The 14345-nt window shown below is 60.4% G+C and carries 15 protein-coding genes; 11 read left to right on the forward strand and 4 right to left on the reverse strand.

The window, feature by feature from the left end; all coding sequences use genetic code 11:
* Positions 1-173: 173 nt before the first annotated feature.
* The 8 genes from pyrH to NE637_RS10845 all read left to right on the forward strand — a co-directional run bounded on the left by pyrH (position 174) and on the right by NE637_RS10845 (position 7380).
* Entirely contained in the window at positions 174-887 is a 714-nt protein-coding gene (pyrH, locus tag NE637_RS10810) for a UMP kinase (RefSeq protein WP_022657672.1), read from the forward strand.
* 20 nt (positions 888-907) lie between these two features.
* The gene (gene frr, locus NE637_RS10815) at positions 908-1468 is read left to right on the forward strand and encodes a ribosome recycling factor (RefSeq protein WP_227118309.1); all 561 of its coding nucleotides are present in this window, start codon (positions 908-910) and stop codon (positions 1466-1468) included.
* Positions 1469-1584: 116 nt separating this feature from the next.
* The gene (gene uppS, locus NE637_RS10820; protein ID WP_192112230.1) at positions 1585-2307 is read left to right on the forward strand and encodes an undecaprenyl pyrophosphate synthase; all 723 of its coding nucleotides are present in this window, start codon (positions 1585-1587) and stop codon (positions 2305-2307) included.
* Complete coding sequence (locus NE637_RS10825; protein WP_192112229.1) at positions 2297-3112, forward strand: phosphatidate cytidylyltransferase; 816 nt, start codon at positions 2297-2299, stop codon at positions 3110-3112. Before uppS ends, NE637_RS10825 begins: the two co-directional genes overlap by 11 nt.
* 202 nt (positions 3113-3314) lie before the next feature.
* Positions 3315-4643, forward strand: a complete 1329-nt coding sequence (gene dxr, locus NE637_RS10830) for a 1-deoxy-D-xylulose-5-phosphate reductoisomerase (protein WP_227118310.1) — start codon at positions 3315-3317, stop codon at positions 4641-4643.
* Positions 4637-5791, forward strand: a complete 1155-nt coding sequence (gene rseP / locus NE637_RS10835; protein WP_227118311.1) for an RIP metalloprotease RseP — start codon at positions 4637-4639, stop codon at positions 5789-5791. The genes dxr and rseP overlap by 7 nt, the downstream gene beginning before the upstream one ends.
* A complete protein-coding gene (gene tsaB, locus NE637_RS10840; RefSeq protein WP_227118312.1) occupies positions 5791-6648 on the forward strand; it encodes a tRNA (adenosine(37)-N6)-threonylcarbamoyltransferase complex dimerization subunit type 1 TsaB in 858 nt (285 codons plus the stop codon). The genes rseP and tsaB overlap by 1 nt, the downstream gene beginning before the upstream one ends.
* A gap of 114 nt (positions 6649-6762) precedes the next feature.
* Complete coding sequence (locus tag NE637_RS10845; protein WP_192112226.1) at positions 6763-7380, forward strand: nitroreductase family protein; 618 nt, start codon at positions 6763-6765, stop codon at positions 7378-7380.
* 102 nt (positions 7381-7482) lie between these two features.
* Here the strand turns inward: NE637_RS10845 and NE637_RS10850 are convergent, their stop codons facing one another.
* The 4 genes from NE637_RS10850 to NE637_RS10865 are packed head-to-tail and all read right to left on the reverse strand — an operon-like array spanning position 7483 to position 11599.
* Complete coding sequence (locus tag NE637_RS10850; RefSeq protein WP_227118313.1) at positions 7483-8325, reverse strand: histidinol-phosphatase; 843 nt, start codon at positions 8323-8325, stop codon at positions 7483-7485.
* A gap of 26 nt (positions 8326-8351) precedes the next feature.
* The gene (locus NE637_RS10855; protein WP_227118314.1) at positions 8352-9278 is read right to left on the reverse strand and encodes a bifunctional riboflavin kinase/FAD synthetase; all 927 of its coding nucleotides are present in this window, start codon (positions 9276-9278) and stop codon (positions 8352-8354) included.
* A gap of 41 nt (positions 9279-9319) precedes the next feature.
* On the reverse strand, positions 9320-9817 hold the full coding sequence (locus NE637_RS10860) for a hypothetical protein (protein ID WP_225529886.1): 498 nt from the start codon (positions 9815-9817) through the stop codon (positions 9320-9322).
* A 42-nt stretch (positions 9818-9859) separates the two neighbouring features.
* Positions 9860-11599: a DEAD/DEAH box helicase gene (locus NE637_RS10865; RefSeq protein ID WP_215646686.1), complete on the reverse strand. Its 1740-nt coding sequence runs from the start codon at positions 11597-11599 to the stop codon at positions 9860-9862.
* 255 nt (positions 11600-11854) lie between these two features.
* On the opposite strand from NE637_RS10865, the gene hisI reads away from it, so the two are divergent.
* The 3 genes from hisI (at position 11855) to NE637_RS10880 (ending at position 14091) form a co-directional block, all read left to right on the forward strand.
* A complete protein-coding gene (gene hisI, locus NE637_RS10870) occupies positions 11855-12271 on the forward strand; it encodes a phosphoribosyl-AMP cyclohydrolase (RefSeq protein WP_022657658.1) in 417 nt (138 codons plus the stop codon).
* Between the two features lie 12 nt (positions 12272-12283).
* Positions 12284-13177 (forward strand): ATP phosphoribosyltransferase, encoded by an 894-nt coding sequence (gene hisG, locus NE637_RS10875; RefSeq protein ID WP_192112222.1) that lies wholly within the window; start codon positions 12284-12286, stop codon positions 13175-13177.
* 140 nt (positions 13178-13317) lie between these two features.
* Entirely contained in the window at positions 13318-14091 is a 774-nt protein-coding gene (locus NE637_RS10880; RefSeq protein WP_192112221.1) for a YkgJ family cysteine cluster protein, read from the forward strand.
* Positions 14092-14345: the final 254 nt, after the last annotated feature.

Consider the following 14345-nt stretch of genomic DNA (forward strand, 5'->3'; position numbering starts at 1 on the left):
TAGCATCTGCGCAGGACGGCTCAGGACTGGCCGGGACTGCTGCCGCAAAAACACTTTGAGCTGCGCGCAAATTCTGTTACAATTCTTTCGTTTTGGGGCAGGGCCAAAAGTCCAGCCCTTTTCCTGCGTCCGGCGAAAGCCCGCAACACCTCAGCCTTTACCAAGGCGGACTCATGCCCACACTGAAATACAAGCGCGTGCTGCTCAAGCTGAGCGGCGAGGCCCTGGCCGGAGAGAACAAGACCGGCATTGACCCGGAAACCGTAGCCACCATCTGCCGTGAAATCGGCACCGTGCTCGAAATGGGCGTGGAAATGGCCCTTGTAATTGGCGGGGGCAATATTTTTCGCGGGCTTTCCGGCTCGGCCAAGGGCATGGAACGTTCGTCCGCCGACTACATGGGCATGCTGGCCACAGTGCTCAACGCGCTGGCCGTGCAGGATATGCTGGAAAAGCTGGGTTACCCCACGCGCGTGCTTTCGGCCATCACCATGCAGGAAGTGTGTGAACCCTTCATCCGCCGCCGCGCCCTGCGCCACATGGAAAAGGGCCGCGTGGTCATCTGCGCCGCAGGCACCGGCAACCCCTACTTCACCACAGACACCACCGCCGCCCTGCGCGGCATGGAACTGAAGTGCGACGCCATCATCAAGGCCACCAAGGTTGACGGCATCTACGACAAAGACCCCAACAAATATTCCGATGCCGTCAAGTACGACAGCATCACCTATGACGAAACACTGGCGCGCCATCTGGGCGTCATGGACGCCACGGCCTTTGCCCTTGTGCGCGACAACAACGTGCCCATCATCGTGTGCCGCATGTTTGGCGGCGACATCTGCCGCGCCGTCACCGGCGAGTCCGTAGGCACCATCGTTCAGAACTGAGCCCCCCAAGGAGAATACTGATGGATATAGACAGCATCCTTCTGGACGCCGAAGACCGTATGGAAAAGGCCCTTGCCGCGCAGGAACGCGATTTTTCCAAGCTGCGCACGGGCCGCGCCTCCACCGCCCTGGTGGACGGCATCAAGGGCGACTATTACGGCACCCCCACGCCCATCAGCCAGATGGCCTCCGTTGCCGTGCCCGACAGCCGCACCGTGACCATCCAGCCATGGGACAAGGGCGGCATTTCTGTGATTGAAAAGGCCATTCTGAAGTCTGACCTGGGCCTTACGCCCATCAATGACGGCAAGGTCATCCGCATCATGATTCCGCCGTTGACTGAAGACCGCCGCAAGGATCTGGTCAAGGTGGCCCGCAAATACACCGAAGACGCCAAGGTGGCGGTGCGCAACGTGCGCCGCGACGCCAACGACAGTCTGAAAAAGCTGGAAAAAGACAAGGCCATCAGCGAAGACGAACAGAAGAAGGCTTCTGAAGACGTGCAAAAGCTGACGGACAAGTTTGTGGCTGATGCCGACAAAAAGTGCGCGGCCAAAGAAAAGGAAATCATGGAAATCTAGCCCGTGGCGGATTTTCCGCCCGGGTTGTGCGCGCCCCGCAAGCACTTTGCGGGGCGCGGCTTTGCCGCCGCAGACAAGGCCGCAGACCCGCAGGACTTTTCACCACAGGCTTTTGCATGACGGATCATCCAGACAAACTGCCCACACACCTCGCCATCATCATGGACGGCAATGGCCGCTGGGCTCAGGCGCGCGGGTTGCCCCGCGAAGCAGGTCACCGCGCTGGCGCGGAAACCGTGCGCAACATAGTGACCGAATGCCGGTCACTGGGAATACGCCACCTCACGCTCTACACCTTTTCCAGCGAAAACTGGAACCGCCCCAAGACAGAAATCAGCGCCCTTTTCAGCCTGCTGATGGAATTTTTGAGCCGCGAGGTGCCGCGCATGGTCGAACAGGGTATTTCCATGCGTGTTCTGGGCGATCTTGAATCCATGCCCCTTGCCCAGCGCACGGCTCTGCGCCATGCCATCAAACGCACCGAGGGCGGTAAGGACATGATCTTGAACCTCGCCCTCAACTATGGCGGCAGGGGCGAAATCGTGCGCGCCGTGCAGACCATGCTGCGCGAGGGCCTGCGCCCTGAAGACGTGACTGAACAGGCCGTTGCCGACCATCTTTACACTGCCGGGCAACCGGACCCTGACCTGCTTATCCGCACTAGCGGCGAACAAAGGCTGAGCAATTATCTGCTCTACCAATGCGCCTACAGCGAGCTGTATTTCACGCCCGTGCCATGGCCGGACTTCGACGCTGCGCAGCTCCGCATGGCACTTGACGCCTATGCCGCCCGTTCGCGCCGCTTCGGCAAAACACAGGAGCAAATTGATGCCCATTGATCCTTCAACGCAATCCATCGATATCCGCCGTATTTTCACAGGCCTTGCCCTTGCCGCGGTCCTGCTGCTGGCACTCTGGTTCAGGGGCCTGCCCTTGCTGTTCGTTATTTTGCTGGTATGCGCCCTCGGCCTGTGGGAATTCTACTCCCTGTTCTGGGGTTCCAGCCGTGTGCCCAGCCGCATTTGCGCCATCGTGCTTGGCTGGTGCATGATCTGCCTCACGTGGCTGCACAGGCCGCAAGATGCTCTGGTCTGCCTTGGCGCTGGCTTTGTGCTGGCCTCCATGAGTTTTCTTTTTCGGTGGGATGTTGTTGAAGACGACAATGCCTTTGCCTCCAGCGGCATCTTCATGGCGGGGCTGGCCTATGTGCCACTGCTGCTGCTTCCGGCGACCTACCTCTCCACAACCAAGCTCATCTTTGTTATTGCAGCGGTGGCTATTTCAGACACCACCGCCTACTTTGTGGGGACCCGATTCGGCCACCACAAGCTGTGGCCCCGCGTCAGCCCCAAGAAAAGCTCGGAGGGCGCGGTGGGCAGCCTTGTTGGCTGCGTGATCTTTTGCGCCATTTACGGCGAAATTTACGGCAAAACCGGCTGGTTCTCCTTTGCTCTGCTGGGCATTGCGGTCAATGCCTTCGCCCAGTTGGGCGACCTCTTTGAATCCGCCCTCAAACGCTCGGTGAACATCAAGGATTCCGGCAACCTGCTGCCAGGGCACGGCGGCATCCTCGACAGGGCCGACAGCCTGCTGTTTGCCATGCCCATGGTGGCCGTTGTTGACCAGTGGTTTTTCTTCTTTTAAGGCCTGTTGGCACTATGACTCTTTTGCCCCCTGCTTGCGCGGGGGGCGAAGCTTCTCATAGTGTTAATGGCCCTTAGAGCCTCTTTATTTTGAAATCCTCGGTTATCCCCACCGGGGAGCTTGAATTTTTTGCCGCAGTACCAATCTTATGCGCACACGCGCCGCGAACACCTGCGCGCGCCCATTAAAGGACAACGTCACCATGGCGCAACTCTGGCCCGGCCTGGGCGGCCCTTCCATCAATTACATTTCTGACGCCCCCGGTGAAAGCTGGCAGCAAACATGGCCGCGCAGTCTGGTGCTGCTGGGTTCCACAGGCTCCATAGGCCGCAGTACGCTGGAAGTAGCCGCGGCGCATCCGCAGGCCTTCCGCATGGTGGGTTTTGCCTGCGCCCGCAACGTGCAACGCCTTGCGGAACAGGCCCTCACATGGAGGCCGCCGCATCTGGCTGTGCTGGACGAGGAATCCGCAGCCAAACTGCGCGCGCTTCTGCCTGCGAACTACCGCCCCCGCATTCTTGTGGGGAGCGAGGGGTACGCGGAACTGGCCTCCCTGCCCGAGGCTTCCACCGTGCTTTCCGCACAGGTGGGCGCTGCGGGCCTTGCCGGAACGCTGGCGGCGGCTCTGGCAGGCAAGGTCATCTGCCTTGCCAACAAGGAATCACTGGTGCTGGCTGGCGACCTTGTGCGCCGCGTGTGCGCCCGCACAGGGGCCGTTGTGCTGCCTGTGGATTCTGAGCACAACGCCATTTTTCAGTGCCTTGCCGGGCGCGGGCAGGAAGTGGAACGGCTCATTCTCACAGCCTCCGGCGGGCCGTTTCGCGGCTGGACACTCGAGGCCCTGAGCGCCGTCACGCCCGAACAGGCGCTCAAGCATCCCAACTGGAGCATGGGGGCCAAGATCACCATTGATTCGGCCACGCTCATGAACAAGGGGCTGGAGGTCATTGAGGCTTTTCACCTCTACGGCGTGCCTGTCGAGCGCATCAAGGTGCTGGTGCATCCTCAGTCCGTGGTGCATTCGCTTGTGGAATTTCACGATGGCAGCCAGCTTGCCCAACTCGGCACGCCGGACATGCGCATGGCCATTGCGGCCTGCCTGCTCTGGCCGCGCTGTGTGCCGGTCAACGTACCGCCGCTTGACCTTACGGCGAAGCCGCTTACTTTTCATGAACCGGACGAAAGTGCTTTCCCCTGTCTCGGGCTGGCCAGACAGGTGCTGGAAAACCGTGGCGGACGTTGCGTAGTGCTCAACGCCGCCAACGAGGCCGCAGTGGATCTTTTTCTTACAGGCCGCTGCGCGTTTATGGACATCCCCCGGCTGATAGCCGCCGCACTGGAGGCGCACGGCGCTTCCAACCCTGGCCATCAGCCTTTATGCGCGCCTCTTGAAGGTGCCGCTTCTGCAACTGACAGCGAAGCCGCACTGACAATGGAGGCGCATACACTGGCGGAGCGCATGCAGCGTCTTGACTGCCAGAGCCGCGAGCTGGTCTACGGGCTGGCCCGTGACGGAGGTTCCTTGTGCTGACAACAATTATTGCAGTAGTGGTCGTTCTTGGCGGCCTGATCTTTTTCCACGAGCTGGGGCACTTTGCCGTGGCGCGTGGTCTTGGCATGGGCGTTTCCACGTTCTCGCTGGGCTTTGGCCCCAAGATTCTCAAATACCGCAAGGGCAAGACGGAATACGCCCTGTCGCTGGTGCCGCTTGGCGGCTATGTGGCCCTGGTGGGCGAAAGTGACCCCAAGGACATTCCCGAAGGCTTTACCGAAAAAGAAAGCTTTGCCCTGCGCCCCGCATGGCAGCGTCTGCTTGTGGTTGCCGCCGGCCCTGCCGCCAATATCATTCTGGCGTGGCTGCTCTGCTGGACCCTGGCCCTTGGCTGGGGCACCCCCGTGCTGCTGCCGCAGGTTGGCGGCGTTGTGCAGAACGGCCCTGCGGACAAGGCGGGCATTCAGCCCGGCGATACCATCGTGAGCATCAACGGCGCTGCCGTTGCCAACTGGCAGGCCATGGCCGACGCCATCACGCAGAGCAACGGCAAAACGCTTGCCGTCACGCTTTCGCGCCCGGACACGGCCCCCCAGGCTGACGATCAAACCCGCGCCGATGAAGCCGCGCAGCCCGAGCAGGGCATGATCATCAGCGTGGAACTCACGCCTGAACGTTCTATCCGCAAAACCATCTTTGGCGAAGAAGAAAGCGCATGGCTTATCGGCATCCGCAATTCCGGCGCAGTGCGGCTTGTGCAGCACGGCTTTGCCGACGCGGCCATTGCCGGAGCGGGCCAGACCGCAGACATGGTTTCGCTCACGTGGCAGAGCTTTGTAAAACTGGCCGAGCGTGTGGTGCCTCTGGATCAGGTGGGCGGACCCATCATGATCATGCAGATGGTGGGCAAGCAGGCCCACGAAGGTCTTGCCGGGCTGCTGGCGCTGGCGGCGCTCATCAGCATCAACCTTGGCATCCTGAACCTGCTGCCCATCCCCGTGCTGGATGGCGGGCAGATTGTTTTTTGCCTGTGGGAAATAATTTTCCGCCGTCCGCTCAACGCCCGGTTGCAGGATTACGCCATGCGCGCGGGCATTGCACTGCTGGTGGCTCTCATGCTGCTTGCCACCTATAACGACCTGTGGCGCATCCTCAAGAATACCGGCTGGTTCGGGAGCGGCTCATAATGCAGAACGGCACCGGGCTTGAGCTTGTCCTCAATGCCGCAGAGGGCGCGCTCCAGATCATTGTCACCGAAGACGAGCGGCTGATCTGCGTGCAGGAATGGCACAAGGCCGACAGAGCTACGGAAATTCTGGCTCCGGCCCTGGCAGAGATTTGCAGCAGCCTTGGCATCAAGCCCGCCGACTTTCGGCGCATTGCATGCGTGCGCGGGCCGGGTTCCTTTACCGGCATACGGCTGGTGCTGACCACCGCCGCAGCCTTGCGCCGCGTGGGGCAGGCCCGTCTGGCGGGCCTGGACTACATGCAGGCTCTGGCCACCAGCGCCGTGCTCCAGCACAACCTGTTTTACGGCACCCCAGTATGGGTGCTCACACACGCCCGCCGCAATCTTGTGCACTGCCAGCCCTTCATGTCGTATGGGCCGCAGATTCCGGCCCAGTCCACGCAGGCTGTTGACCTCTGCGCGCCGCAGGAGGCCCTGCGCCGTATCGAGGCCGCACAGGAAGCGCCCCTGCCGGATGGCACAGACAAGCACCGCCGTACGCACATCTGCGGCAGCGGCCTTGCCCGCAATGCAGATGTATTTGCGGCTCTGGAAGGCATGCGCATGGTTCCCGTAGGAGAGGAAACGGACTCTCCATTCGCCATGCCCCGGCTGGTCTGCCCGAATACGGACTCGCTGTGCCTGCTGGCCCGCCACGGCGATTATTTTGATGCAGATGTGGAGCCGCTCTATGTGCGACCCTGCGATGCCGTTGAAAATCTCCCCCAACTGGCCCCGCGCATGGGCATGACCGGCGAACACGCTGTCGCCGCGCTGGACACCATGCTGGAGCGCTCCCCCAAAAGCGAAATCTGAGCATTCTGTTGCAAAGGCATGCTTGACCGTGCGCGTTTGCGGAACAGGAATCTTGCCTGTATTTCATAGCGAACCGCTACTGGTACAAACCCAACCACCACACGGAGAACACCCATGATCCGTACCGTCAGACACTCACTGTCCCTATTGCTGTCATTGGCGGCTCTTGCGCTTATCCCCGCCGCTCCCACAACTGTGAACGCTGCGGACAGCAACGCCCGCATGGAGCTGCCCGCCCCCAATAAAACCGGCGGCATGCCCCTGATGCAGGCTCTGGCACAGCGCCGCTCCATAAAAACGGGCTTCAGCGGAGCGGCCCTTTCGCCCCAGCAGTTGAGCGATCTCTTGTGGGCTACCTGGGGCGTCAACCGCGAAGATGGACGCAGAACCGCCCCCACGGCCATGAACCGTCAGGATGTGCGCCTGTACGTGGCCCTTGAAAGCGGCGTATGGCTCTATGAACCCGCCCACGCCCTCGTCAAGGTGCTGGATGGCGACTGGCGCGCCCAGATGGGCGGCGGCTCGCTCACCCTGCTCTACGCCGTTCCGCAGGGCAATGAATGGGGCGGGGCGCATGTGGGCTCCCTGTATCAGAATGCCGGACTTTTCTGCGCATCAGCAGGCCTTGGCAACTATGTGCACGTGTCCGGCCTGCACGCGCTGGACGGCAAGCTCCCGCTGACCGAAGGCTGGAAGATATTTATTGTTCAGACTGTGGGCCTGCTGAAATAAGGCTTTGCCGGACACAAAAACGAATCCCCGTTCTTCATGCGAAGAACGGGGATTTTTCATGTCTTGCACACGCAGAGATGTGAGTAAAAGGGGCCACTAGGGCTAGAACGACAGTTCCCTGCGCTCGCGGGCCACGCAGATGCGGCTACGCGTAAAACCAAAGGACGCGGCATAGGCCGCCAATTCCGTGAAGTGCGAACCCGTGTCTTCCATATTGTGCGCGTCTGAACCAAAGCTGATGCGCAGGCCCAGATCTGCCGCCAAGCGCATGATGACCGGGCCGGGGTAGGGTTCGTGAAATGGTTTGCGCAAGCCTGCCGAAGAAACTTCCATGGCTGTATCTGTGGCGCGCATGGCCTCAAGCACAGCTGCTATGCGCTCTGTGCTGCCCGGCAGGGCCAGCCAAGCCTGAAAATCATCAAAGCAGCACACCTTGATGAAATCCGGGTGGGCCACCACATCCACCATGCCGCTGGCAGCCAGCCCCCGCATGACATCATAGTAGGCATCGTAGCGCGCAAAGCGCTCTTGGCGCTCAACCTCCGGCCCCCAACTGCGGGGAGAGCCTACAGGCACGTCGTCCACAAAATGCAGCCCGCCGATAATGTAGTCAAAGGCATAGCGGCTGACCATATCGCACATCCAGGGTGTGTTGACCGGCAGCCAGTCAAGCTCCATGCCCAGCAGCACACGCGGTTGGGCATGCGCGCCGGATCTGGGGCTGGATGTCTGCTCTCTCAAGGCCAGCACTTCGTCGGCATAGGCTGGGAAGGTCACAACGAGGTCGCCCTTGTACAAGGGGCAGGAATAACCGGGCGGCAGTGGGGAATGCTCTGAAAAACCGTACCAGACCAGATTACGCGCCTGTGCGGCAGCAAACATTTCGCCCACTGTGGCAAGGCCGTGCGAAGCAACGGTATGGTTATGAATGTCGGCGCAGATCATGGTTTCTCCAGCCGCCCCCGGCCCTCCTAAAATGCAGCCTGTGCAAGCAGGGAACGGGCGTCCTTCACGTCCTGGGCAATGCGCTGCTTGAGGGCGTCCACCGAAGCAAAGCGTTCTTCACCACGCACACGGCCCACAAACTCCAGGCGCATCATCTGACCATAAAGGTTTTTGCCGTCTTCCAGCAAAAAAGTTTCAACACCAAGCTCGTTGTCGCCAAAGGTGGGTTTGCGGCCCACGCAGGTCACTGCGGGCCATGCGTGGCCCTCCAGGGTGGCGCGGGTGGCGTACACGCCTTCCACAGGAAGCACCACTTCGGGCTTGCGCTGGTTGGCGGTGGGAAAGCCCAGGCCAGCCCCGCGCCCATCGCCGTGCACAACTTCGCCGCTGAAACCGTGGAATCGCCCAAGCAGGCGCGCGGCCCTCGCCACATCCCCCTGGCCTATGAGCCCGCGCAGAGACGTGGAGCTGACAACCGTGCCTTCTACCAGCACGGGTTCAAGCTGCTCCACGGTAAAGCCGGTCAGTGCGCCAAGCTCGCGCAGCACCGTGACCTGCCCCCCACGGTTGCGGCCCAGCGTAAAATCGTAGCCCACCACAAGGCGGCGCAGATGCATGGGTTCAAGAATGGTCTGCACGAATGTTCCGGCATCCAGCGAGGCCAGTTCGCGCGTAAAGGGCAGCTCAAGCACAAAGGGAACACCCAGCGCTTCAAGCAGGGCGAACCTGTCTTCGCGCGTGGTGAGGGGCATGTGCCCGCGCTCGGGAAAGAGCACCTGGCGGGGATGCGGCCAGAAGGTCATGACCACCGGGGTCAGGCCTTCCTGCGTAGCAACCTCGAGGGTGCGGCGGATAAGAGCCTGATGCCCAAGATGGACGCCGTCGAAATTGCCGATGGTGACGGCGGCACCCGCGAGGGCGCCCAGCGCGTCAACTGAATGGACGATTTTCATTATATATGTCGGTTCCCGAACAGATAACGCACGCCCGGCGGCTAGATGAGCCGGTCGAAAACGAGTTTGTAAATCTTGCGGATATGCAGCACCAGCTTGAGATTGATGCTCTTGGCCTGACCGGGATCCTGCGTGGAAAAGGAGCACAGGTGCCGGGCAACTTCGCTGAAGTCGCCATCGCCCCGTGGCTCAAGCATGGCCCAGTATTCATTGGCCCGCTGCACAATATGGCTGCTGTGCTTGTCCTTGTGCGCCTGCACGTATTCCTGCTGAAAAAGCTCAAACATACGCGGAGCGTCAACAGGAAAAGACCGCGCCAGCGCCAGTCGCCACAGGGCCATGTAGAGCCCCATGAGTTCCGACTGCATCTGGCGGCGACGCATGAACTGCATGCGCTTGATGCCCAGCAGTTCAAGCTCAAGGGTAAAGTCGGCATCGGCCAGCAATGCCTTGAAATTCTCCAAAGCCGCTCGCGCGGCTTCAGACGGGGCACCGTCTGTCGATGCCTCCTGCGTGGTGAGATCGTCACTGTTCTGCATGGCTGTCACACTTAACTGTTTGCTCGTAAGATCCCAAAATGCCTAGTCTCCGCCCTCGCGGGACGAACCCTGGCCCTGCCCGTCGGCAGATTGCCCTGCAGTACCCTCGGTTGCATTGCCGCCACGACGTCGCGAGGAACGGCGACGGCGTTTGCCGGAATGCGAAGAATTGCCCTCGCCAGCGCCGGAATCAAAACCGGAATCCGCTGATCCGCCCTGCCCTTCAGGGGCAGCGGGGCTGGCTTCCACTTCGTCCGCGCTGCGGCCACCGGATGGCTTTGGCCGGCCACCGCGTGAACGGCCCGGCTTTGCCTGACGCGACTGACGCTGCTGGCCCTCGGCGGCGCGAGGCCGCCCATCGGGAAAGCGTGTTTCGCGCAGGCTTTCCTGATGGCAGGCATCCAGCAGCATGGCCAGAAGCAGCACGTTGTCTTCCTCATCGCTCTGCGTGGCCAGATCGCGCGCAAGCTGGGCATAGCGCCCAACGCGCATGCGTTCAAGCCCGGTCAGATTGCGGAACCGCCCTTCAAGAATGGCGGTCAGTCTGGCCCCGGCTACCCGCGCCACGTCTTCGTCCGAAGGCAGAGGCAGGGGCATTATGCCGATCTTGTAGTGTTTTGCGATGCGGTCAAGCTCCATGCGCTGCATCACGTCCACCAGCGAAATGACCGTACCGGCGGCACCCGCGCGGCCAGTGCGGCCTGCGCGATGGATGTAGCTTTCGTGATCTTCCGGCGGCTCATAAAGAAAAACGTGCGAGAGCTGCGCGATGTCAATGCCGCGCGCCGCAACATCTGTAGCCACAAGATATTGCAGCTTGCCCTCGCGGATTTTTTCAAGCACGGCCTCGCGGCGCGACTGCGAAAGATCCGCGGAAAGCTCGTCGGCGCTGTAGCCAAAGCCCTGCAAAACGCCCGTCACATAATGAACGTTGGACTTGGTATTGCAAAAAATAATGGCGGAGGCGGGGTTTTCCGTTTCCAGCAGGCGCACGAGCGCCCGGTCTTTATCCATGGGCTTCACCTCGCAAAAGAGGTGCTGCACTTCGGCCACGTGCACTTCTTTTTGCGAGAGGGAAAGCATGGCCGGTTCCGCCATGAATTCACGCGCCAGCTTGAGCACATGGGGCGGATACGTGGCGGAGAACAGGCAGGTATGAATGCGCTTTTGCGGCAGATAGCTCTGGATTTCCTTCATGTCGGGATAAAACCCGATGGAAAGCATGCGGTCGGCCTCGTCAAAAACCAGAACGCGCAGGTCGCGCAGTTCCATGGTGCGGCGCAGCAAATGGTCAAGCACACGACCGGGCGTGCCCACAATAACCTGCGCGCCGTCGCGCAGGGCATCCATCTGCTTTTTATAGCCCACGCCGCCATAAACAGCGGCAGTACGGATGCCTGTTTCTGCAAAAATTACAGCGGCCTCGCGCTCAACCTGAACGGCGAGCTCGCGCGTGGGGGCCAGCACCAGAGCCTGCGGGGCCTTGAGGTCGGCAGAAATATGGGGAAGCATGGGCAAGAGGTAGCAGCCGGTCTTGCCGCTGCCAGTGCGGGACTGCACCATGATGTCGCGCCCGGCCAGCAGATAGGGCAAGGCCAGCGACTGCACGGGCATAAGGCTTTGCCAGCCGGCCCGGCGGCAGGCCGCACTCACGGCCTCGGGCAATTCGTCAAGGGTAACCCTGGGCAGGGCGTCATCGGGTTCGCTGACGGAAATGCCGTGCAACGCGGCGTCAGAAGCGGAATCCGCACACTCATTCACAGTGGAATCGTAATCGGCCATGTATTTTCCCGGCGGCACACCCGCCATAACTAAGAGTTTTGCTAACGTGCCAGCATGCCACACCCGGCATGGATTCGCAAGTTGCGCCTTTTGCGGCAGACCATGCCGCCTCAGGAACGCCGCGCTTGCGTCCTGCGGCTCTTGCAGGTAGATTTAACTGTTTGCGCGGAACAAACCGCACTATTAGACACCGCATTTTGTCGGCACAACGCAAGCGCGCACAGCCCTGCCAGCCGACACAACAAAGGAGGCCCCATGTCCGCTACCCCTGACGGCAGCGCGGCTCTGGAAGGCAACCCCGGGTTTCAGCCCGACTTCAGCAAGGGGCTTTTGCCCGCCATCGCACAGGATTGCGACAGCGGCGAAGTGCTTATGCTGGCCTATATGAACGAAGACGCATGGCGCAAAACCCTTGAAACCGGCGAGGCCCATTACTGGAGCCGTAGCCGCAAGGAACTTTGGCACAAGGGCGGCACATCGGGCAATGTACAAAAAGTGCGTTCCCTGCGGCTTGATTGTGACAATGACACAATACTGCTGCTTATTGAGCAGATCGGCGGGGCCGCCTGTCATACAGGACGGCGCTCCTGCTTTTACAGGGAATTGAAGCAAGGTTCGGTGCGGGAATGCTCCCCGCAGGTTTTTGACCCCAAAAAAGTCTACGGTCGATAGAAGGAAACTGTCATGAGCGCGGATACCATGCCCATCATCAAGCTTGGCGTGCCCAAGGGCTCGCTGGAAGAAGCCACCATCAACCTTTTTGAACGCGCGGGCTGGAAAATCCGCAAACATACGCGCAACTATTTTCCCGACATCAACGACCCGCAGATCACTGCCTCGCTCTGCCGCGTGCAGGAAATCGGCGAATACATCGAAGCTGGCGTGCTGGACGTGGGCATCACCGGCCTTGACTGGCTGACCGAGCGCAACCACGAAGACAAAGTGGTGCGCGTTTCCGACCTCGTATATTCCAAGACCTCCAACCGCCCCTGCCGCTGGGTGCTGGCCGTGGCGGGCGATTCGCCCTACCAGAAGGCCGCCGACCTCGCGGGCAAGCGCATCGCCACAGAGCTTCAAGGCCTGACGCAGCGCTATTTTGACCGCGAAGGCGTTAAGGTTGACGTGTTCTATTCGTGGGGCGCGACCGAAGCCAAGGTCGTGGAAGGTCTGGCTGACGGCATTGTGGAAGTGACCGAAACCGGCACTACCATCCGCGCTCACGGCCTGCGCATTATTGACGAGGTCATGGTTTCCTACCCCGTGCTCATTGCCAATAAAAAAGCATGGGAAGACCCCGCCAAGCGCGCCAAAATCGAACAGCTTGATCTGCTGCTCCAGGGTGCGCTCAAGGCAGAAAATCTGGTGGCCCTCAAGATGAACGCGCCAGCAGACAATCTGGCAGCCATCCTTGAAATGCTGCCCTCGCTCAATTCGCCCACGGTTTCGCCCCTGCGCGACACCCACTGGCTCTCGGTGGAATCCGTGGTGCAGATTGATGTTGTGCGCGATCTGATTCCCCGTCTGCGCCTTGCTGGCGCAGAGGGCATCATTGAATACGCGCTGAACAAGGTCATTTAGCATTAGCCGTCCGCACGGGCGGCAACACAAATAACGGCAAGGCGGCCTGCGCAAGCGGGCCGCTTTCTGCCCGCGCGGCGGGCATTTATTGTTTCCCCGCCCCGCGCCGCCGCGCCACGGGCACGCAACCAGGAGCGCCCATGTCCTCTGACGCCAGCCGTGAACTTCTCGACAGCCTGCCCGAACTGAAACCTGACGAAACCTTCTGCTTCGACTGCAACCCCGATGTCCCCTGTTTCAACCGTTGCTGCGCTGAGCTCACCCTGCCCCTCACCCCATATGACGTGTTGCGCCTGCGCCGCAATCTGGGCATTGGCAGCGAAGAGTTTCTTGGAACCTTTACCACCATGCGTTCCTTTCCCGACACGGGCTTTCCCCTGCCCATGCTGCGCATGCTTGACGGCCCGGACGAACCCTGCCCCTTTGTGACCCCCGCGGGCTGCTCAGTGTACGAAGACAGGCCCGGCGCTTGCCGTTACTACCCCTTGGGGCGCGGCACAAAGATGGCGACAGACGGCGTTTCGGAACGCTTCTTTGTGGTGCGCGAGCCGCACTGCCTTGGCTTTGACAAAGGTACCGTGCGTACCCCCCATCAGTGGCTGGAAAATGAGGAACTAAAACCCTTCAACACTTCCAACGACCGCTATATGCGCCTCATGGCCATGGTGCGGGCAACGGGTCAACCACTTGAACCCCGACTGGTAACTATGATAGTGCTGTGTCTGTTTCAGATCGACAAGTTCCGTGAGCTTATCACAAACATGCGTGTATTCTCGCATGTGGACATAAGCGATCAGCGCAAGGCCGCCATCATGGAAGACAGCCAGCAGGGCGATGAAGCCGCTCTTGATTTCGGGCTGGACTGGATGGAACTTGTCATCTTTGGTCAGAGCCAGGGCCTGGCCAGAAAATAGATTGTTTTGAATTTCACAAATACGGCGAAAAAGCGCCCCCCACAGTAATGCGAGGGAGCGCTTTTTCATATCTTGCCGAGGTTATTGAGCATTCCAGCATAGCGAAAAACTGGCGAATTCCGGGACTATTTTTGGAAAGTTTGCAGACCGAGCAGCCTTGCTCGTGATAAATTTCTTTTACAAATTCCGGCTAATATGTCAGAGTGACTGGGTACAGGATATTTTGAGCTGGAGATTGATAAAAAACCAAAGAA

The sequence above is a fragment of the Desulfovibrio desulfuricans genome (assembly GCF_024460775.1).
In the GTDB taxonomy this organism is placed as follows: domain Bacteria; phylum Desulfobacterota; class Desulfovibrionia; order Desulfovibrionales; family Desulfovibrionaceae; genus Desulfovibrio; species Desulfovibrio desulfuricans_E.